This window comes from Streptomyces sp. 71268, assembly GCF_029392895.1.
Lineage (GTDB): Bacteria > Actinomycetota > Actinomycetes > Streptomycetales > Streptomycetaceae > Streptomyces.
In genome coordinates, this window is record NZ_CP114200.1 from 7,553,631 (window position 1) to 7,575,420 (window position 21,790).

At 73.2% G+C, this 21,790-nt stretch carries 10 protein-coding genes; 6 read left to right on the forward strand and 4 right to left on the reverse strand.

Translation table 11 applies throughout. The features are described 5' to 3' along the window. Position 1: 1 nt before the first annotated feature. The 6 genes from OYE22_RS30140 (at position 2) to fabG (ending at position 16,505) form a co-directional block, all read left to right on the forward strand. On the forward strand, positions 2 to 8,410 hold the full coding sequence (locus OYE22_RS30140; RefSeq protein ID WP_277323349.1) for an SDR family NAD(P)-dependent oxidoreductase: 8,409 nt from the start codon (positions 2 to 4) through the stop codon (positions 8,408 to 8,410). Then, on the forward strand, positions 8,407 to 13,329 hold the full coding sequence (locus OYE22_RS30145; RefSeq protein WP_277323350.1) for a type I polyketide synthase: 4,923 nt from the start codon (positions 8,407 to 8,409) through the stop codon (positions 13,327 to 13,329). The genes OYE22_RS30140 and OYE22_RS30145 overlap by 4 nt, the downstream gene beginning before the upstream one ends. 47 nt (positions 13,330 to 13,376) lie before the next feature. Continuing rightward, complete coding sequence (locus tag OYE22_RS30150) at positions 13,377 to 14,642, forward strand: hydroxymethylglutaryl-CoA synthase family protein (RefSeq protein WP_277323351.1); 1,266 nt, start codon at positions 13,377 to 13,379, stop codon at positions 14,640 to 14,642. Further along, positions 14,639 to 15,400: a polyketide synthase gene (locus OYE22_RS30155; RefSeq protein ID WP_277323352.1), complete on the forward strand. Its 762-nt coding sequence runs from the start codon at positions 14,639 to 14,641 to the stop codon at positions 15,398 to 15,400. Before OYE22_RS30150 ends, OYE22_RS30155 begins: the two co-directional genes overlap by 4 nt. Positions 15,401 to 15,498: 98 nt before the next feature. Further along, positions 15,499 to 15,741 carry an acyl carrier protein gene (locus OYE22_RS30160; RefSeq protein WP_277323353.1) on the forward strand — a complete coding sequence of 81 codons (243 nt, stop codon included), beginning with the start codon at positions 15,499 to 15,501 and terminating at the stop codon, positions 15,739 to 15,741. After that, positions 15,738 to 16,505: a 3-oxoacyl-[acyl-carrier-protein] reductase gene (gene fabG / locus OYE22_RS30165; protein WP_277323354.1), complete on the forward strand. Its 768-nt coding sequence runs from the start codon at positions 15,738 to 15,740 to the stop codon at positions 16,503 to 16,505. Before OYE22_RS30160 ends, fabG begins: the two co-directional genes overlap by 4 nt. A 101-nt stretch (positions 16,506 to 16,606) precedes the next feature. On the opposite strand, the gene OYE22_RS30170 is transcribed toward fabG, so the two are convergent. The 4 genes from OYE22_RS30170 to OYE22_RS30185 form a co-directional block, all read right to left on the reverse strand. Then, positions 16,607 to 17,518, reverse strand: a complete 912-nt coding sequence (locus tag OYE22_RS30170; RefSeq protein WP_277323355.1) for a universal stress protein — start codon at positions 17,516 to 17,518, stop codon at positions 16,607 to 16,609. Between the two features lie 158 nt (positions 17,519 to 17,676). Beyond that, positions 17,677 to 19,257 carry a S41 family peptidase gene (locus tag OYE22_RS30175; protein ID WP_277323356.1) on the reverse strand — a complete coding sequence of 527 codons (1,581 nt, stop codon included), beginning with the start codon at positions 19,255 to 19,257 and terminating at the stop codon, positions 17,677 to 17,679. Beyond that, on the reverse strand, positions 19,254 to 20,807 hold the full coding sequence (locus OYE22_RS30180) for an amidohydrolase family protein (protein ID WP_277323357.1): 1,554 nt from the start codon (positions 20,805 to 20,807) through the stop codon (positions 19,254 to 19,256). The genes OYE22_RS30175 and OYE22_RS30180 overlap by 4 nt, the downstream gene beginning before the upstream one ends. Continuing rightward, positions 20,807 to 21,574 (reverse strand): hypothetical protein, encoded by a 768-nt coding sequence (locus OYE22_RS30185; RefSeq protein WP_277323358.1) that lies wholly within the window; start codon positions 21,572 to 21,574, stop codon positions 20,807 to 20,809. Before OYE22_RS30185 ends, OYE22_RS30180 begins: the two co-directional genes overlap by 1 nt. Positions 21,575 to 21,790: the final 216 nt, after the last annotated feature.

The window sequence follows — 21,790 nt, forward strand, 5'->3', positions numbered from 1 at the left end:
AATGACCGAGCACGTCCGGTACTGGACCCCCCAGTGGCAGCCCACCCCTGCCGCGCACCCCGCGCGGGCCGACGCCCCCCGCGCGAGCGGCCACATCCTGGCCCTCACCCCGCGGGAGGACGCCGAGCAGGCCCTCCGCCGAGCGGTGGCCCGGCACGACGCCGACGCCACGCTGCACGTGGTGCGCACGGCCGACCAACTGGTGCCGGCGCTGCGCACGCACCCGCTGCCGGGCCGCGTCCTGATCTGGCACGGGCCCGCCACGGCCGAGGACGCCGGTGACGTCGAGGGCGCGCACGCCGCCGAGCGGGAGTACTTCCTGCTGCACGAGCTGACCCAGGCCCTGCTGCGCGCGCGGCCGGAACACGACGTGCGACTCGTACACGCCTTCACCGAGGGCACCGACGGCACCGAGGGCGCCAGCCCCCGGCACGCCGCCGTCGGCGCCTTCGCCCGGGTCGTCGCCCTGGAGAAGCCCACCTTCGACTACCGCAGCGTCGCCCTCACCCCGCGCTCGGCGGATGCCGCCGCCACCACGCTGCTCGCCGAGCTCGACCGGCCGAGCGAGGCGGCGCAGGTCCGCTACGACGGCGAACACCGCACCGTACGCGGCCTCGTCGCACTGCCCACGCCGCCAGCCGCCACCGTGGGCCCGGGACCGGTGCGCCCCGGCGCCACGTACCTGATCACCGGCGGGCTCGGCGGGCTCGGCCTCATCTTCGCGCGCGAACTGGCCCGGCGCGCGCCGGTGCGCCTGGTGCTCAGCGGGCGCCGCCCGCTGGACGAGCGGGGTCGCGCCGCCCTGGCCCAGTTGGCCAGCGGCGGTACGCAGGCGCAGTACGTCCAGGCCGACGTCAGCTCGGCCGACGGCGTGGCGACGCTGGTGAGCCAGGCCCGCAGCGCGTTCGGGCCGTTGGCCGGCGTCGTGCACTCGGCGGGCGTCATCCAGGACTCGTTCCTGCTGAAGAAGACCCACGAGGAGGCGGCGGCCGTGCTCGCCGCCAAGGTCCGTGGCACGGCCCTGCTCGACACCGCGCTGCGCGACGAGCCGCTCGACTTCTTCGTGCTCTTCTCCTCGCTCGCCGGCACGCTCGGCAACCTCGGCCAGGCCGACTACGGCTTCGCCAACGCCTACCTCGACCAGTACGCGCGCCGGCGCGAGGCGCTGCGCCGGCGCGGGCTGCGCTCCGGCCGGAGCCTGGCCATCGGCTGGCCGCTGTGGCAGGGCGTGGGCGCCATGCACGCGGCGGACGGCGCCGAGGAGCGGGCCAGGGACGAGTTGGGCCTGCACCCGCTGACCGCCGGCGAGGGCGTCGACGCCTTCTTCACCGCGCTGACCAGCGACGCCCCGCAGGTCGTGGTCGTCAAGGGCGAACCGCGCACCTGGGAGGCGCTGGAGCGCGGGCCTCGGGCCCCGCAGGCCAGCGCCCGGCAGGCGGCCCCGGCGCCCGTCGCGGCCGCCGAGGAGACCGACCCGGTGCTGCGCGGCCGCACCCGCGACCACCTGGTGCGCCTGGTCTCCCGCTACACCAAGCTGCCCACCTCCGAGATCAGGCCGGACACCTCGTTCGGCCGCTACGGCGTCGAGTCCATCCTCATCATCGGGATGACCCAGGAGTTGGAGGAGGACCTGGGCCCGCTCGCCAAGACGCTGTTCTTCGAGTACGACAGCGTCAACGACCTCACCGACCACCTCGTACGCACCAGGGCGCCCCAGCTCCGCGCCCACTTCGGGCTCGCCCCGGCGGCCCCCGCCGAGCCCGCGCCGCACCCGGCCCCGGCCGCCGCCCCCGAGCCCACCGCCCCGGCGGCCCCGGCCACCCCCGCCAAGGCGCTGTCCGGCAAGTGGGCCCTGCTCCAGGCGCGCGGCCGGGCCGAGCAACCCGTGGCCGAACCGTCAGCCGCCGACCACCCCGTGGCCGAGCGCCCCCGCCCCGTCGCACCGCGACCGGACGCCCGGCGGGACAGCGCCCAGCGCGACCTCACCCAGCAGGACATCGCCATCATCGGCCTGGCCGGCCGCTACCCGGGCGCCGACGACCTCGACGCCTTCTGGGAGAACCTGCGCACCGGCACCGACAGCGTCACCGAGGTCCCGCGCCGCCGCTGGGACCACAGCGCCCTCTACGCCCCGGAGCGCGGCAGGCCCGGCACCACCTACAGCCGGCGGGGCGGCTTCCTGGACGGCGTGGAACTCTTCGACCCGCTGTTCTTCAACATCCCGCCGATCGAGGCCGAGTTCCTCGACCCGCAGGAGCGCCTGTTCCTGGAGACCTCCTACCAGACCATCGAGGACGCCGGGTACGCGCCCGAGGCGCTCGCCGGCAAGAAGGTCGGCGTCTACGCCGGCGTCATGTTCGGCCTCTACCAACTCCTGGCCACCGACAAGCACGGCGGCTGGCTCAACGGCAACTCCTCGTACGCCTCGGTCGCCAACCGCGTCTCGTACTTCTTCGACTTCCACGGCCCGAGCATGACGGTCGACACCATGTGCTCGTCCTCGCTGGTCGCCATCCACCAGGCGTGCGCCGCCATCCGTAGCGGCGAGTGCGAACTCGCCCTGGCCGGCGGCGTCAACGTGATGTCCCACCCGGCCAAGTACATCCAACTCGGCCAGGGCGGCTTCCTCTCCAGCGACGGCCGCTGCCGCGCCTTCGGCGAGGGCGGCGACGGATACGTACCGGGCGAGGGCGTCGGCGCCGTACTGCTCAAGCCGCTGCACCAGGCCATCGCCGACGGCGACCACGTACACGCCGTCATCAAGGGCTCAGCCGTCAACGCCGGCGGCCGGACCAGCGGCTACTCGGTGCCCAACCCTCAGGCGCAGGCCGAGGTGATCGGCGAGGCGCTCGCCCGGGCGGACGTGGACCCACGCTCCATCTCCTACGTCGAGGCACACGGCACCGGCACGTCCCTCGGCGACCCCATCGAGATCACCGGGCTGACCAAGGCGTACCGGCGGTTCACCCAGGACCAGCAGTTCTGCGCGATCGGCTCGGTCAAGTCGAACATCGGCCACCTGGAGTCAGCGGCCGGCATCGCGGCGCTGACCAAGGTCATCCTCCAGATGCGGCACCGCCAGCTCGTCCCCTCGCTGCACACCACGCCCCTGAACCCGCTCATCGACTTCCCCGAGACGCCCTTCGCCGTCCAACGCGGGCTCCAGGACTGGCAGGCGCCGGTGGGCCCGGACGGCCGCGGCCTGCCGCGCCGCGCCGGGATCAGCGCCTTCGGCGCGGGCGGCACCAACGCCCACCTCATCGTCGAGGAGCCCCCGGCCCAGCCCGCGCACCCCGACGACGCGCCCCGCGAGCACCTCTTCGTGCTCTCCGCGCAACAGCAGGACGGGCTGCGGGCCGCCGCCCAGCGACTCCTGGCCCACCTGGACCGGCAGGTCGACCCGGCCCCGGCCGCCAGGCCGGCGGCCGAGATCCCCACGGCCCTGACGCCCGACGCGGTGCGCGAGGAGACCCGGGCCGCGGTGGCCAACGCCCTCGGCCTGCGCCCCGCCGACGTCGCCGACGACGAGCCGTACGCCGACCAGGGCCTGGGCGCCTACGAGTTGGTCGCCTGCCACGAGGAACTACAGGAGCGGTTGGGGCTGAGCTTCCCGACCGAGGTGCTGCACGAGCAGCCCACCGTCGCCCGCACCGCCGCCCACCTGGCCGACCTGTGCGGCGCGCGGCAGGCACCCGAGCCCGCCGCGCGGCCGGCCGCCGCCGCGCCGGCGCTGTCCCTGGCCGACCTGGCGTACACGTTGCAGACCGGGCGCGCGGCGATGGCCGAGCGACTGGCCGTGCGCGCCGGCGACCTGGCCGGGCTGCGCCAGGGGTTGCGCGCCTACCTGGAAGGCCGGCCGGACGCGCCCGGCGTGTGGAGTGGCTCGACCGAGGACCACGACCGCCGGCTGCACTCACTCCTGCGGCATGACGTCACCCAGAAGTACACCCGCCAACTCCTCGCGGAGGGGCGGCTGGACGAGACCGCCGAGATGTGGGTCATGGGCGCCGACGCCGACTGGGCACCGCTGTGGCAGGCCCAGCGGCGCCGCCGACTGCCGCTGCCGACCTACCCGTTCGCCCGCGAGGTGCACTGGGTGATCCCGGTCGGCCCGGACGACCCGCTGGTGCCCGCCACGGCGCTGGCCGCCGCGTCCGGTGGGCCGGTCGCGGTCCCGGCCGCGACGCCCGCGCCCGCGCTGCCCGTGGTCCCGCGCCCCGCGCCGGCCGCCGCGCCCGTGGCCGCGCCGCTGAGCGGCGACGCGTTGCACGCCATCGTCCTGGAGGACGTCAAGCGCCGCTTCTCCGAGGTGCTCAAGATCCCCGTCGGTCGGCTGAGGGCGCACTCGACGTTCGAGGACTACGGCGTCGACTCCGTGCGCATCACCCAGCTCAACCGGGCCCTTGAGGCGCACTACGGCCCGCTGCCCACGTCACTGCTGTTCACCTACAAGGACCTGGAGTCCCTGGCCCGCCACCTGGCGACCACCAGCGCCGCGCGGGAACTGGGCGCGCCGGCCGCCGTGGCCACCACGCCGGCCCCGCTCTCGCCGGCGCCCGCCGCACCGCCCGCGCAGGCAGGCGCCGCCCCGGCGGGCTCCGGGGACATCGCCATCATCGGCCTCAGCGGGCGCTACCCGCAGGCGCCGACGCTCGCGGAGTTCGCGGCCAACCTGGCCGCGGGCCGGGACGCCATCACCGAGATCCCGGCCGAGCGCTGGGACCACCGCGACTTCCCGGACGTGGACTGCCGCTGGGGCGGCTTCCTCGACGACGCGCTCGCCTTCGACCCGGGCTTCTTCAACCTCTCGCCGGGCGCCGCCGCCTACATGGACCCGCAGGAGCGGCTGTTCCTCCAGGCCGTCTGGCACTGCCTGGAGGACGCGGGTCACACCCCCGAGTCCCTGGCCGACCCGGAGGCCGGCGACCGGCGCGGCAACGTGGCCGTCTTCGCCGGCGTCACGTTCAACGAGTACGGGCTGTACGGCGCGGCCGACCTGGCCGCCGGCAAGGACGTGCCGATCGACTCGCAGTTGTACTCGGTGGCCAACCGCGTCTCCTACCTGCTGAACCTGCGCGGCCCCAGCCTGGTCGTGGACACCGCCTGCTCCTCCTCGCTGTACGCCATCCACCTGGCCTGCGAGGCGCTGCGGCACGGGGAGGCCGAGGTCGCCATCGCCGGCGGCGTCAACCTGAGCCTGCACCCCAGCAAGTACCTGACCCTTGGCATGTTCAACTTCCTCTCCGCCGACGGCCACTGCAAGAGCTTCGGCGAGGGCGGCAACGGCTACGTGCCCGGCGAGGGCGTGGGCGCCGTACTCCTCAAGCCCCTCGCCCAGGCAGAGGCCGACGGCGACCACGTCTACGGCGTCATCAAGGGCACCGCCGTCAACCACGGAGGCAAGACCAACGGCTACACCGTGCCCAACCCGGTCGCCCAGGCCGAGGTGGTCCGGGCCGCCCTGGCCAGAGCCGGGGTGGAGCCGGGCGGCGTCAGCTACCTGGAGGCGCACGGCACCGGCACCTCACTCGGCGACAGCATCGAGATCGAGGCACTGGCCACCGCGTTCGACGGCTTCCCCGAGGACGGGCGGCACTGCGCCATCGGCTCGGTCAAGTCCAACATCGGCCACCTGGAGGCCGCCGCCGGCATCTCCCAGGTCACCAAGGTCCTGTTGCAGATGCGCGAGGGGCGGCTGTTCCCCAGCCGGCTCAACTCCGAGCGCCTCAACCCGGACATCGACTTCGACCGCACGCCGTTCCGGGTCCAGTTGGAAGCCGAGCCCTGGCAGCCTCCGCAGGGCCAGCCGCGACGCGCCGGCGTCAGCTCCTTCGGGGTGGGCGGCGTCAACGTCCACCTGGTCCTAGAGGAGTACACCGGGCAGCCGCGCCCCGCGGCGGCGACCGGCGGACCGCACCTGGTGCCGCTGTCCGCCCGCACCCCCGAGGCGCTGGCCCGCTACGCCGCCGCCCTCCACGCCCACCTGGACGGGTGTGCGCCGGACGCGCGGCCCGAGCTGGCCGACGTGGCGTACACGCTCCAGACCGGCCGCCGGCCCCAGCGGCACCGCGTCGCCTTCTCGGCCACCGACCACGCCGACCTCGCCGCCCAGTTGAAGGGCTTCGTGGCCGACGGGCGGGCCGAGACGGCGCGCGAGCGGCTCGACGAGACGGGCCGGCAGTGGCTCGACGGCGCCGACGTGGACTTCGAGGCCGCCTGGCGCGGACGCCCGGCCCGCCGCGTGTCGCTGCCCGGCTACCCCTTCGAGCGGGACACCCACTGGCTGTACGAGGGCGCGGTGCGGGTCACCGCGACGGAGCCGGCCGCCGCGCTGCCGGCCCCGGCCGACGCGGAGCCCGGCGGCGTGGACCACGCGTTCCTGGGCCAACTGGCCGAGGCGTTCCGGGGTGAGCGCCTGGAGCTGATGGCGGGCTACCTCCAGCACCGGGTCGCCGGCCTGCTCGGCTTCGCCGACGGCCGGCTGCCCGAGACCGACCGCGGCTTCTTCGAGCTGGGCATGGACTCCATCACGTCCACGCAGATGCACAACCTGCTTGAGCGCCTGTTCGGCCAGAGCCTGGACCTGCAACTCATCTTCAACTACCCGACGATCAACGACGTGGCCGCCTACCTCCTCGACCTGCTCGACCAGGCCGGCGGACAGGTGGCCGGCGAGCGGTCCCCCGCGCCCCGGGCCGCCGAGGACACGGACGCGCCCGTGTGGCTGTTCACCCGGGACTGGGTCGAGACCCACGCCAGCGCGGCGCGCCAGGCCGGGGGCACGGTCGTGCTCCTGGACACCGGCGAGAAGCTGCGCTCGGCCCTGCTGGGCCTGCCGGCCGGCGAGCGCCCCGAGCACGTGGTCCTGGTCCGCCCCGGCGAGCGCGGGTTCCGCGCCGTCGGCCCGGACGAGTTCGAGCTGGACCCGCTGGCGCGGGACGGCTACGAGCGCCTGTTCGCGGCGCTGGCCGAGCGTGACCTGACCGTGGACCGGATCATCCACCACTGGTCGGCCGCCGGCTCCGACGCCGACCCGGACCGCATCGAGGCCGGCCTGCACCAGGGCGTCTACGCCCTGACCGCCCTCAGCCAGGCCGTGCTTGCCAAGCTGCCGGGGCAGCGGGTGCGCCTGGTGTACGCGTACGCCTCGCGCGCCGGGGCTGCGGCGCCGGAGAGTCAGGGCATCGGCGGCTTCGCGCGGGCCGCCCGCATGGAGAGCCCGCTGCTGGTCTACAAGACGGTCGAGTTCACCCGCGCCAACCTCAGCCGGGCCCGGATGGCCGCCGCGCTGATGGCCGAGTTCGGCCACGACGACGCGGACGTGGAGCTGCGGCACAGTGGCACCCGCCGCTGGACCCGCTGCTTCCACCCGGTGCCGGCCGGCGAGATCGAGGCCGCCAGGCCCCGGTTCGGCGCCGGCGGCGTCTACCTGATCACCGGTGGCCCCGGCGGCCTGGCCGGCCTCTTCGCCCGCTACCTGAGCGAGGAGCACCGGGCCAGGGTCGTGCTGGTCGGCCGCCGCGAGGCGGACGCCGAGAAGCTGGCCGAACTCGCCTCCTGGGGCCGGGACGGCGGCGAGGCCGTCTACCTGCGGGCCGACATCGGCGACCGGCGGGCGGTCACGGACCTGGTCGCCGAGGTGCGCGGGCGGTTCGGACCGATCACCGGCCTGATCCACTCGGCCGGCGCGCTGCGGGACGGTTCGCTCCAGAACAAGCGCCCCGAGGAGATGGCCGAGGTCTTCAGGGCCAAGGTGTTCGGCACCCGGTACCTGGACGAGGCGCTGCGGGACGAGCCCCTGGAACTCTTCGTGATGTTCTCCTCGCTGGCGGCGGTCCTCGGCAACTTCGGGCAGAGCGACTACTGCTTCGCCAACAGCTACCTGGACGCCTTCGCCGAGTACCGCGCGAAGCAGTGCGAGCGCGGCGAGCGGGCGGGAGACACGCTCTCGCTGAACTGGTCGTTCTGGCGCACCGGCGGCATGGAGACCAGCGAGACGATCCTGACCTGGATGCGCAACACGCTGGGCACGGTCGTCCTGGAGGGCCCCGAGGGCTGGCAGGCGCTGCGTACCGGCGTCGGCCTGGACCATCCGCAGGTCGTCACGGTCAAGGGCGACATCGAGAAGATCACCCGCATGCTGGGCGTCCCGGCCCGGGAGGTCGAGGCCACGCTGCCGGTGGGAGCGCCGACCGAGCAGGGCGCCGAGGCGCCGGCCGGCGCGGCCTCCGTCGACGAGGCGCCGGTCCCCACCCACCCGGACGGCCTGGACGGCCTGGCCGGTGGGGACGGCCTGGAGGGCCTGGACGCCGCGTCGTCCGGCCTGGACGGCATGGGCGAGGACGACCTCGTCGCCCTGCTGCGGAAGGAAATCGAGCTGAGTGAGAACGAGGGGCTGGATGTTTCATGAGTGAGCAGGCGAAGAGCAGCACCACCGAGGTACTGAAACAGTCAGTCCTGACGATCCAGAACCTGCGCCGCCAGTTGGCCAGGAGCCGCGAGGCCGGTCGGGAACCCGTCGCCGTGGTCGGCCTGGCCTGCCGCTTCCCCGGTGGGTGTGACACACCCGAGCGGTTCTGGGACTTCGTGCGGGAGGCCGGCGTCGGCGTCCGCGACGTGCCCGACGACCGCTGGCCCGTCCAGGACCACTACGACCCGACGCCGGGCAAGCCGGGCAAGATGTACATCCGGCAGAGCAACTTCCTGGCGCGGGACGTGGCGGCCTTCGACGCCCGCTTCTTCAAGATCTCACCGCTGGAAGCCAACGCGATGGACCCCCAGCAGCGGCAGTTGCTGGAGGTGGCCTGGGAGGCGCTGGAGAACGCCGGCCAGCACCCGGAGGAGATGCGCGGCAGCTCCACGGGCGTGTTCATCGGCATCTCGAGCAACTCCGAGTACGCCCAGCTCGTACGCGACTCCGCCGACGTCAACGAGTACATCGGCACCGGCACCACCTCCAGCATCGCCTCCGGTCGCGTCTCGTACGCGTTCGGCTGGAACGGCCCCGCGCTCTCCGTGGACACCGCCTGCTCCTCGTCGCTGGTCGGCCCCCAGTTGGCCGTCGACGCGCTGCGCCGCGGGGAGTGCGACACGGCGCTGGCCGGCGGCGTGAACATGATGCTCGCGCCGGGCGTCATGTCCTCGCTGTGCATGATGAACGCCCTGGCGGCCGACGGCAGGTCCAAGCCCTTCGACGCGTCGGCGGACGGCTACGGCCGAGGCGAGGGCGTCGGCATGGTCGTCCTCAAGCGGCTCTCCGACGCCCAGCGCGACGGCGACACCGTCTACGCCGTGATCCGCGGCGGCGCCATCAACAACGACGGCGAGAGCAGCGGCCTGACCATGCCCAACGGGCAGGCCCAGAAGGCCGTGCTGGCCCGGGCGCTGCACAACGCCGGTGTCGCCCCCGAGGCCGTCGACTACCTGGAGACGCACGGCACCGGCACCCTGCTCGGCGACCCGATCGAGATCGACGCCATCCACCACGTCTACGGCCACGCCTCGCGCCGCCTGACGCTGGGCGCGGTCAAGGCGAACATCGGCCACCTGGAGGCCGGCGCCGGCATCGCCAGCCTCATCAAGACCGTGCTGTGCCTGCACCACGGCCAGATCCCGCCCATCGCCGGGCTGACCGAGCTGAACCCGCGCCTGGAGCCGCTGAAGGAGTCCTTCGACTTCCCGCGCGCCGTCCGGGACTGGCCAGCCGACCCCGACCGGCCGCGGCACGCCGCCATCAGCTCCTTCGGGTTCAGCGGCACCAACGCCCACCTGATCCTCTCCGAGGCGCCGCAGGCACCGGCGCCCGGCCCGGCCAACCAGCCGGCCCGCCCCCGGCTCGCCTCCTCGCTGCTGACGCTGAGCGCCACCGACGAGGAGAAGCTGGTCCGCCAGATCCGCGGCTTCGACGCCTACCTCGCCAGCCACCCCGACGTACCGGTCGAGGACCTGTGCTACACGGCCAACGCCTGCCGCACCGCGTTCACCCATCGCGCGGTCTTCCTCGGCACCACCGTGGCGGAGCTGCGCGAGAGCCTCGGCGCCGTACTCGCCGCGTACGAGGAGCAGGGGACGCTGTACTCCGACACCTCGGTCATCCTGGGCAGCAGCCACGGCCGGGACCGCTGGAACGCCAAGCGCACCCTGTTCACCCCGCACGCGGGCGGCCGGGCCTTCGCCGCGCAGACCGACGAGAAGATCCAGCCCAAGCTGGCCTTCCTCTTCCACGGCGACGCGGGGCACACCTTCGAGGTGGCCCGCGCGCTCGCCGCCGACTTCCCCGTCTTCCGCGCCGCACTCGCCCAGTGCCTGGCGCACTTCGAACCCGCCTGTGGTCCGCAGCTCGCGGCGCTCACCACCGAGGGCGCCGAGCCCGCCACCGGCCAGGCCCGGCAGGCGTGGCTGTTCGCGACCGAGTACGCCCTGTGCGAGCTGCTCGCCTCCTACGGCGTGCTGCCCGAGATCACCTTCGGCGAGCGCACCGGTTCGCTGGTCGCGGCCGTCATCTCCGGCGTGCTCAGCCTGGAGGCCGCGGTCGGCCACCACCTGGCGCTGGAGCGGGCGCGCGGCTCGGCCGAGCCGGTCGCCTTCGCCCGGGTGCGCCTGGAGCGCGAGGCGTTCGAGGGTGTGCTGCGCGACTGGCAGGGCCAGGCCCACCTGTCGGCCGTCTACGGGCCGAACGAGCGGGTGCTCTCCGGCGCCCCCGCGGCGCTCGCCCAGGTCACCGACGCGCTGGCCGCCGCCGGCGCCGAGATCACCGAGGAGCGGGAGGGCACCTGGCCCTCCGCCGCCTACCAGGGCCAGGCGGACACCTGGCAGCGCACCGTGCGTGACGCCGCGTACCAGCAGCCCGACAGCCGCTACCAGTCGCCGCACACCCTGACGACCAGCCACAACCCCGAGGCGCTGCGCGCCGACTTCGGCGACCACGCGCTGACCGCGCCGATCCGCTACGACGAGGGCCTGCGGGAGCTGTACGACCAGGGCTACCGCTTCTTCGTCGAGCTGGGCGCGCCCCGCGACGCCGAGGTCCTGCGCCGCGAGGACGTCGTCGTGCTGCGGCTGACCGACGCGGGCCCCGCGCTGGACGCGCTGCTGCGCGCGCTGGCCCGGCTCTCCTGCCTGGGCTCGTCGCTGAACTGGCAGGACCACTACGCGGGCCAGGGCCGGCGCAAGCTGATGCTGCCCAACTACCCCTTCGAGCCGACCCGCCACTGGCTGACACACTCCGGCGCCGACCGGGAGTCGGCCGAGCTGACCGGCCGCCTCGGCGGCCGGCTCAGCCGGGAGGGGCTGCGCGGCGAGGAGCTGGGGCTGCCGGTCAGGCAGAAGCAGTACCTGTACACCTTCGCGCACCAGAACTTCCCCGAGCTGGTGGACAACTCCGGTGTCGTGCACGTGGGTTACTACCTGGAGATGCTGCGGGCCGTGCTGGCCGAGCGGCACCCGGGCCGGCTGTGCCGGGTGCGCGAGATGCGGTTCACGGCCCCCATCATGGTCTTCGCCGAGGAGACCAAGGAGGTCCTGCTCGTCCTCGACCCGCGCGAGGACGGCGACGGCTCGTTCGACTTCCAGTTCCACAGCAAGGAGGCCGACGCCGCGCAGTGGAGCCTCAACGTCCACGGCGTGGTCGGCCCCGCCGACGAGGTGGCCGACGCCGCCCCGCTGGACGTCGCCGCCGCCCAGCGCGCCAGCGACCGCCACGTGCCCCGCGAGGAGTTCTACGAGCCGCTGGAACAGGACCGGGGCTTCTACTTCGGCCCGGCCGTACGCTACGTGAACGGGGCCTGGTGGCGCGGCCAAAGCGAGGTGCTGGTCGGCTTCGCGGCGCCCGAGGGAGCGACCGCGAGCCGCGCCTACGCCCTCGGCTTCCACCCCGGTGTCCTCGACAGTTGCGCCCAGACCTGCAACTACGTGGCCGTCGACCGCACCCCGAGCGGGCGCAAGTACATGGTCGCCGAGATGGACGAGGTGCTCCTGCGCCCGTGCTCCACGGCCGAGGGTCTGTTCGCCAGCGTGGCCGTCCCCGACTACGACGCGGAGCGCGGGGAGATCACCGGCAGCATCCGGCTCGTGGACGGCTCGGGCACGACCGTGGCCTCGGTCGGGCACATCCGGCTCAAGGAGTTCGACGAGAAGAAGCTCGGCGAACTCAAGGCCATGATGGACGCCACCACCCTGGACAAGGAGGGCGAGGACCGGGACTTCCTCCAGCGCTACGGCTACGCGAACGCCGAACGCAAGCAGGAGATGGTCCTGGAGTACCTGAGCCGGCTGCTCGCCCACATCCTGGAGATGGAGCCGGAGGAGGTCGACCCGGACCAGCCGATGAGCGACTTCGGCCTGGACTCCATGACCGGCCTGCGCTTCTTCCACAAGACCGGCACCCTGCTCTCCGTCGACATCTCCTTCGCCGACATGGTCCAGAGCGACACCCTGCGCGGACTCGCGCAGGGCCTGACGGACCTGCTCCCCGGCGGCAGCGGACTGCGCGCCACCCAGACCAAGCCGTACGAGGAGAACCTGTCCCCGGCGCACTGGGTGCACCGCTACGAGCCACGGACCGACGCCAAGGTGCGCCTGTTCTGCTTCCCCAACGGCTACCGCGACGCCGACCTGTTCGACGACTGGCGCGAGCGCCTGGGCTCGGAGATCGACGTGTGCGCGATCAAGCTGCCGGGGATGGACACCAAGCGACTGGACGAGCGGGCCCCCTCCGACCTCGACGCCTTCATGCGGACCATGGAGCGCGTCATCGACCCGAAGCTGCTCGACATCCCCTGCGCCACCTTCGGGCACAGCTGGGGCGCGCTGTTCTCCTTCCGGCTGGCCCACCGGCTCGGCCTGAACCCGGACGCCCGCCTGGTCAAGACGTTCGTCTCGGGCTTCGCCGCACCCAGCGTGCCCAACCCCAGCATCCAAGACATCCTTGACGAGCTGGCGAAGAACGGCATGAAGCGCATCCCCACCTACGACGAGATCCGGCACGACCCCGAGGCCGTCGAGGTCGTGGTCCGCGCGTACGGGGACGCCTGGAGCTACGGCGAGGTGGAGACCCGGGCGACGCTGCCCCAGCTGCTGGCGGCGTGCAGCCTCATCGACCGCTACACCTACGACCCCGAGGAGACCTTCTCCGCCCCCATCACGGCCTTCCACGGCGTGGACGACTGGGTGGCATCGGAGGAGACCAAGCTGTGGGAGGGGCTGACCACCGGTCCCTTCCTGCTGCACACCATGGCCGGCGACCACCAGTTCATCGACGCGCACCAGTCCCAGGACCGCCTGCTGGCCATCATCCGGCAGGAACTGCTGAGCGCGGTGGGCCAGTCGTGAGCGGCGGGATGTACGGGGACGGGACCATGAACACGAGGAGAGACACTATGCAACCCCGCGCGGCCGGTATCGAGGCCATCAACTTCTACGGCGGCTCGACCTACCTCGACGTACAGACCCTGGCCGAGTACCGGGGACTGGACAACGAGCGGTTCGCCAACCTGCTCATGCACGAGAAGTCGGTGGCCCTGCCCTTCGAGGACCCGGTCTCCTTCGCGGTCAACGCCGCCAAGCCGATCGTGGACGCGCTCAGCCAGGAGGAGCGGGACAGCATCGAAGTCCTGATCACCTGCACCGAGTCCGGCATCGACTTCGGCAAGTCGCTCAGCACCTACGTGCACGACTACCTGGGACTGAACCGCGGCTGCCGGCTGTTCGAGGTCAAGAACGCCTGCTACGCGGGGACCGCCGGCTTCCAGAACGCCGTCAACTTCGTCCTCTCCCAGGTCTCCCCGGGTGCCAAGGGCCTGGTGGTGACCACCGACATCTCCCGCTTCAAGGCCACCGAGGGCGGCGAGGCGCTCCAGGAGGACTGGTCGTTCGCCGAACCCAGCGGCGGCGCCGGGGCGATGGCCATCCTGGTCAGCGACACCCCACACGTCTTCAGCGTGGACGTCGGCGCCAACGGCTACTACGGGTACGAGGTGATGGACACCTGCCGGCCCGTGCCGGACAGCGAGGCCGGCAACGCCGACCTGTCGCTGATGTCCTACCTGGACTGCTGCGAGGCGGCCTACCGGGCGTACGCCGACAAGGTCGAGGGCGTCGACTACGCCGCCACCTTCGACTACCTCTCCTTCCACACCCCCTTCGGCGGCATGGTCAAGGGCGCGCACCGCACGATGATGCGCCGCATGTGCAAGGCGAAGAACCCCGCCATCGAGGCCGACTTCGAGCGCCGCGTGCTGCCCGGGCTCTCCTACTGCCAGCGGGTGGGCAACGTCTTCGGCGGCACCGTCTTCCTCAACCTGCTTGGCACCATCGCCCACGGCGACTTCAGCACGCCCAAGCGGGTGGGCATCTTCTCCTACGGCTCCGGCTGCTGCTCGGAGTTCTACAGCGGCGTGGTCACCCAGGACAGCCAGGACCGGGTGCGGGCCATGGGCACCGGCAAGGTGCTCGACGACCGGTACGAGCTGAGCATCGAGCAGTACCTGCGGCTGACCAAGGAGAACGAGGTCATCGAGTTCGGCACCCGCAACGTGGAGCTGCGACTCGACCTCGTCCCCGAGGTGCTCGACACCGTCTCGGGCACGGGACGGCTCTTCCTCAAGCGCGTCAACGAGTTCCACCGGGAGTACGAGTGGGTGTGACCGATGTCGTCACCGTGACCGAACCCCGCCCCGGGGTCGCCCAGATCACGATGGCCGACCAGGAGAACAAGAACACCTTCACCGGCGACCTGCTCGCCGGGCTCGGGCGGGCGTTCACGCGGGTCCAGGCCGACGAGCGGTACAAGGCGGTCATCCTCACCGGCTACGGCAGCTTCTTCTGCTCGGGCGGCACCCGTGAGGTCCTCCTCGACATCCACGCGGGGGAGTCCACCTTCCAGGCCAAGGACGAGGGGACGCCCAACGCGTACTCGCTGCCGCTGGAATGCCCGATCCCGGTCATCTCGGCCATGCAGGGCCACGCCATCGGGGGCGGCCTGTCCATGGGCCTGTTCGCGGACTTCGTGATCTTGTCCAGGGAGAGCATCTACACCGCGAACTTCATGAAGTACGGTTTCACTCCCGGCTTCGGGTCGACCCGCGTCTTCCCCGCGAAGCTGGGCCTGGCCCTGGCCCAGGAGTTCCTGCTCACCGGCCGCACCTTCCGGGGCGCGGAGTTGGCCGAGCGAGGCGTGCCCTACCCGGTGCGGCCCCGCAAGGACGTCCTCGCGGCGGCCCTCGAACTGGCCGAGAGCCTGGCGGAGAAGCCGCGGCGCTCCCTGGTCCTGCTCAAGGAGCACCTCGCCCGGGAGTTGCGCGAGCAGCTTCCCGCGGTGATCGAGCAGGAGTTGGCGATGCACGAGGTCACCTTCCACCAGCCCGAGGTCAAGGAACTCCTCCTGAGCCGCTACGGCGCCTAGCCACACCCGGTGGCACGCCAACCCGCCGCGCCAGCGGCACGTCAGCCCTGCCGCGCCAGCGGCACGCGATACGAACAGCGCGAGAGAGAGAAGAGAGCATGACCCAGGAAGAGATCTTCAAGGCCCTGATTTCCGTCTTCTCGGAGATCATCCCGGAGGTTGACGTGAGCGCGGCCACCCCGCAGGACAGCCTGCGCGACCTGGGCGCCAACTCGATCGACCGGGCCGACATCATCACCGAGACCATGGAGGCGGCCGGGGTCTCGCTGCCGATGGTGAAGTTCGCCGACGCGCAGAGCATCGGCGACATCGTCCGCATCATCGACGAGGCCCGCTCGTGACCGCCACCCCGGACGCCAACCCCGGCGGCCCGCTCAGCGGCAAGGTGGCCGTCGTCACCGGCGGCTCCCGCGGCCTCGGGCGCGCCACCGTCCTGCGGCTGGCCAAGGGGGGCGCGACGGTCGCCATCGTCTACGCCAACGACGAGGCGAGCGCGAAGCAGACCCTGCGGGACGCCGAGGACCTGGGCGCCACGGCGCGGATCTACCGCTGCGACGTGGCCGACTCCGAACAGGTCACCCAGACCGTGAAGGCCATCACGGGCGAGCTGGGCCCGGTCGACGTCCTGGTCAACAACGCCGGCATCATCCGGGACGGCCTCGCCGTGTCCATCAAGGACGAGGACTTCGACGCGGTCCTCAACACCAGCCTCAAGGGCGCGTTCTACTTCATCAAGAGCTGCTACTTCGGCTTCATCCGCCGGCGCAGCGGCTCGATCATCAACATATCCTCGGTCGCCGGCGTCTTCGGCAGCGCGGGACAGGCCAACTACGCCTCGGCCAAGGCGGGCCTGATCGGTCTGACGAAGACGATCGCCAAGGAGCTGGGCGAGCGCAACGTGCGCTGCAACGCCGTCGCGCCCGGCCTGATCAGCACCGACATGACCGAGCACCTGCAGGACGACAACCAGCGCCTCGGCCCCGTGCCCATGGGCCGCTTCGGTCGCCCGGAGGAGGTGGCCAACCTGGTCGCCTTCCTCGCCAGCGACGAGAGTTCGTACATCACCGGCCAGGTCGTGTGCGTCGACGGCGGCATGGCGATGTGACCGCGCCCCCGTGACGGGCGACCCAGCCCGTCACGGGGCCACGCGTGCCACCCGCCCGGTCATTCGTACGGGACGCCCGCTCGGTCGTGTGGGGCGAGCGGTCAGTCGTGCGGGACGACCGCGACCGGGCAGCGCGCGTGGTGCAGCGCCGCGTGCGCCACCGACCCGATGCGCGAGCCGATGGGGGAGCGCCGCACCCGCCGCCCGACCACCAGCAACTGGGCCCGCGCGGTCTGCGAGAGCAGCACCTGCCCACCGCTGCCGATCTCCACGTGCTCGGCCACCGGCACCTCGGGGAACTTCTCCCGCCAGGGCGCCAGCGCCTCGGCGAGCTGCTCCTTCTCGTACGGCTCAAGGCCACCGGCCTCGTCCGCGAGCCGCATGGAGCCGGGCGTGTACGCGTAGATGGGCGGCAGGCTCCAGGCCCGTACGGCGCGCACCGGCACCCCGCGCGCGGCGGCCGCCTCGAACGCGAAGCGCAGTACCGCGTCGCTGTCCTCGGCCGAGCCCTGTTGGCCCACGACGACCTCGCCGTCCGCGGCCTCCCGGGCCGCCGTCGTCTGCGCCGGCGCGTCCGCCGACCCCTCCTTCGCGTCCTCGGGGGCGCGGACCGAGACGACCGGCCGGCTGGCGCGGGCGAGCACCTGTTGGGCGTGCGAGCCGAGCAGGAAGCCGAGCAGCGCGCCGTGCCCGCGCGAGCCGAGGACCAGCATCCGCGCCTCCTCGTTCGCCCGCACCAGGGCGGGCACGGGCTCGGCGTCCAGCACCTCCGCGACGATCGACAGGCCAGGGTGGCGGTCGGCCAACCGCCGCTCGGTCTCGCGCACCAGCTCCCGCGCCCACTTGGCCTGCTCGTCGCCGCTGTTGGGCACGGGCGTCGACAGCGGCTCCCAGTGCCAGGCGTGCACCACGCGCAGCGGCACCCCGTGGCGCACCGCCTCGCCGGCCGCCCAGTCGACGGCCGCCTGGCTCTCGGGCGAGCCGTCCACTCCCACGGTGATCGGACGAGTCATGGTCGGCCTCCATAGCGTTCGGTGAACGAGGGCGGGGATGCGCCCTCTCGATCATCAGCATCGCAAACGCCGCTACCCGCAGGTCAGGGCCGTTAGTCCCGGCGTGCTGAGGGGGTGTGATATAGCCCGTGACACCGCCGGCACCGCCGTCACCGTCCTCAGTCCAGCAGGGCGACGGCCGCCGCCAGCAGATCCTGGTTGTGCTCGGTGACGTCGCGCCGGGTCAGGTCGTGCAGCGCGTCCGCCTGCACGCCCAAGTCCTCAAGCGGCACGTCGACGTTGCCCCGGGCCCGCGTGGCCCGCCGTAGCGCGACGCGGAACCCGGCGCCGCGCGGCAGGTCGCCGAGGAGTTCGGGCAGCCAGACCCGCAGCAGCTCGTGCGTCCACACGTTGGCTCCGCCGGCCCCGGTGCGGCGCGCCGTCCCCAGGAGAGGCCCGAGGGCGTTGTCCTGGAAGCCGGCGGCGAAGATGTCGGCGGCCGAGTACGACAGCGCGTCGGTGATGAGCACCTTCGGACCGGCGTAGCGCGGCAGCCCGGTGGTGAGCGCCTGCGGGTCGGTCAGCGGAAACCCCTGCGAGTACACCTCGCCCGTCTCCACGGCCGCCTGGATCGAGCTGCTCCAGGTACGGAAGTCGGCGTGCGCCCGGGCGAGCGTGAGCGCGCCGCGCGTGGTCGACAGCGAGAAGCTCACCGGCGTGACCGGCCGTTCGCTCAGCACCTGCAACGCCGACTCCGCGGCCGGGACGTGCCCCCCGGGGTTGCCGCGCACGTCCACGACCAGCCCCGCCGCGGGCGCGCGCGCCGCGATCTGCGCCACCTGCTCGGCGAACGAGCGCGCGCCCGGCACGTTGAACGAGAACAGCCGCAGGTACCCGTACGAGCGACCGCCCAGCCGCAGCGTGCGGTGGGCCAGCACGCCGCGCGGCGAGCGCGGGGGCGAGCGCCGCGCCTGGGGCGGGGCGAACAGGCCGCGCTTGACCTGGCGCGCGGTCTCGCTCCCGACGTCGATGCCCAGGCTCGTGCCGAGCGTGGGCACCGGGTCCTGGGCCCGCCCGGCGTACCGCTCGGCCGCGCACACCCGCCACGGGAGGCGTGTCTCGCGGCGGCGCCCGCCGCGCGTGCGGTAGGCGAGCAGCACCTCCAGCTCGTCCGGCGGGGGAGTGGTACGCAGCGGGCGCAGCGTCAGCGACTCGAGACCGCGCGCCAGCCGCGCGTCGAGGTGGGAGCCCGCCTGGGTGGCGGCGTTGCGCTCGACGGCCCGCTCGATCGGGACGCCGTTCCAGGACTCCAGTTCGGCGCCGACGTCGAAGCCCGCGTGCACCAGCGAACGGTCGATCTTGGAGACGATGTGGTGCGTCGCCCCCTCGGCGTCCGTGTACCGCTCGACGAGGAAGCCCAGCGTGGCCACGTGGCCACGGTAGGGCGCCGGGAGCTGGTAGACGGTGTGCAGGTCGCGCAGCGCCCGGAAGACGTCCACCAGCTCGGCGTGGAACTGGGACTCGCTGAGCGGCGCGAGACGCCGCTCCAGCAGGCGCAGCCGCTGCACCGGATCGGTGGCGTGCATGGCCCGCTTCAGCGGCAGGTGCACGTACAGCTCGTCGAGCAACACCCGGGCGGCGGAGACCAGTTGGTAGCGCCCCGCGAGCGGCAGCGGGTCGGCCTCCACCCGCCGCAGGAACTCCGCGAGGCCCACCGAGTCCGGCAGCGTCCGGGCCGGTTGGCCGACCGCCCGGCTCACCGGTAGTACCCCGCGAGGTGTTGGAGTTCGGGCACGCCGCCACGGGCCACGGCGGCGAAGTAGGCCGCGTCGTGGGTGAGCGTGTCCAGCGGCGGGATGACAAGACCCGACGGCACCTCACCGGCGGCGGCGAACGCCCCCACGTCACCCTCGGGCATGTCGCCGAAGAGGACCAGCGGCGCGTCCGGGTCGTCCAGCGGCCCACCCCAGGAGGCCAGCGCGTCCTGCGCGGCGCGCCAGGCCGCCACCGGGTCGGCGCGCACCCGTTCCAGGGCGCGCCGCACGCCGGGCCAGTCCAACTGGGCGTCGGCCCGGTCCGGCTGCCGCACCGCGACCCGGCGGCGCAGGCCGGCGACCGTGATCGGGTCGGTGTGCGTGGCCCCGGCGGCGGTCATCAGCGCCGGCGTGCCGTAGAACGGCCGGCCGCGCACCAGCACCAGCCGCACGTGCCGCTCGGTCGCGTCGATCAGGTTGCGGTACGGGTCCGCGTCCGGGGCGTGGCGCTCCAGGACGAGCAGGTCGGCGGCGGCGCCCCGGGCCAGCCGTCCCACCCGTGGCCCCCAGGCCGTGGCCAGCGCGTCGCCCGGGTTGGCGGTGACCATGTCGCACAGCTCCCGGTCGCTGAACCGCCCGCCGAGCCGGTGCTGGTTGACGGCGTCGGCGACCTTGAGCTCACCCAGCACGTGCTTGGTCCCCGACGGCGCCCAGTCGGAGCCGAGCGCGACGCGCAACCCCTTCCGGTCGGCCGCGACCACGTCCGTGCTCTCGTGGTAGAGCCAGTAGTTGGAGAACGGTGACCACACGAGGGTCGCCCGCTCCGCCGGGTTGATCGCCCGCACCGCGCCCTGCCACCGCGCGAAGTCCGCGCCGGTCAGCGCGGTGCCGTGGACGCCGATCAGCCCGGGCCGCCAGCACGGCTCCAGCTCCTCGAACTCCCGGCGCACGATCGACCCGGTCCGTCCCTCCGCGACGTGGTAGATGAGCAGCCGCGTCCCGTCCAGTTTCGGCGCCCGCACCTCGCGTAGCTCCTCCGCGTCGAGTTGCAGCGCCGCCGTCATCACCATGTCGCGGCCCGCCGGCAGCCGCTCGTTGTCGATGATCCGCAGCAGCCAGCCGTCCACCGGCCGCGTCGCCACCGGCGCGCCCTGGATCGAGGTGGTCCCGCCGATCAGCGCCTTGACCTCGACGTACTTGATCAGCGCCTCGGGCGCGGCCCGCGCGAGCACCTTCGCGGGCCAGGTGACCGTGGTGGAGTAGTCCGGCGGCCTGTCCTCGTCCACCCACCGGTCGTGGTGGAGGTAGGGCACACCGGGCGCCTCCCACAGCGGCAGCGTGTTGTACGTCAGGTGGTTGTGCAGGTCGATGAGGCCGGGCAGGATCAGCGCGCCGGTGTCGATCCGCGGCGCGGCGGCGAACCCCGCTGGCGCGTCCTGCGTGACGGAGCGCACCGCGGCCAGGTGGCCGTCGTCGCCGACGTAGACGACACCGGGGTCCAGGGTCCGGTGGTCCTCGTCGAAGGTGACGACCGTGCCGGTGAGGACGAGCGCCATCAGCGCGGCGCCTTCCAGACCAGGGTGTGCTCGTCGTCCGGCCGCGGGCGGCTGACGGCGTTGTGCGCCTCACCCGGCAGGGCGCGGACCCAGGCGTCGTCGCCGAGGAAGGCCGGCGCGCCGAACGGCAGGTCGCGGCGGGGGATGGCCGCGTAGTCGGACTCGGCGAACACCGTGCCGTAGGTGGGCCCGGTGTTGTCCCCGTCGTCGTCCGGCGTGACGATCGCACGCAGTCGCGCCAGGGCCGCGCGCCAGGACTCCAGCAGCTCGTCGGCCTCAGGGTTGGACGGGTGCAGCGCGTCCACGAGCGGCACGTCGGGCCGTGGCGTCCACAGGCGCACCGCCTCCCGGGCCATGAACCCCAACACCAGGACGGCCTGGAGCGCGTCGCCCGTCGCCCGGTCGTAGACCGCGTTGCGCCACCGCCGCTGTTCCGCGTCTTCCAGCCGGTCCCGCATCGCGAGCGCCCGCTTGGGGTGGACGGCGTACGCCCACGCGTTGAGGCAGACGTAGGAGCGGGTCAGGCCGAGCTTGCCGAGGAAGCCCTGCACGCGCTGGCCGGCGTCGCCGACCAGGCCGCGGCCGGCGATCCGCTCGGTGGGCCCCGGGTCCGAGGCCACGACGAGCACCCGGGCCGAGCCGTCCAGCCGGCCACGGTAGAAGACCGGGCCCCAGTCGGCCCAGAACGCCGACGCGTCCGGCGGCGCCGGCACCTGGGCGAACAACTCGGCGAGCCGGGCCGTCGGCCCGCGGTCGAACTCCACCATCGCTCAGCGCCGCCGCGCTGCTCGGGCCGTGCGCGCCTGCCACTCCACGGAAGACCTCCACACTCTCGTGCCGGCCAGCCACGGCTGCCCGCCCCGGGCCCGCGTGGCGGTGCTACCCGACCAAGGGGGTGGGCCGGCGGCGTCGGCCGCTCCGGCGTCCGGTTCCATGGATCACTCCGTGGCCCGCCGCCTAAACCGCCCCACCGCCAACTGGAC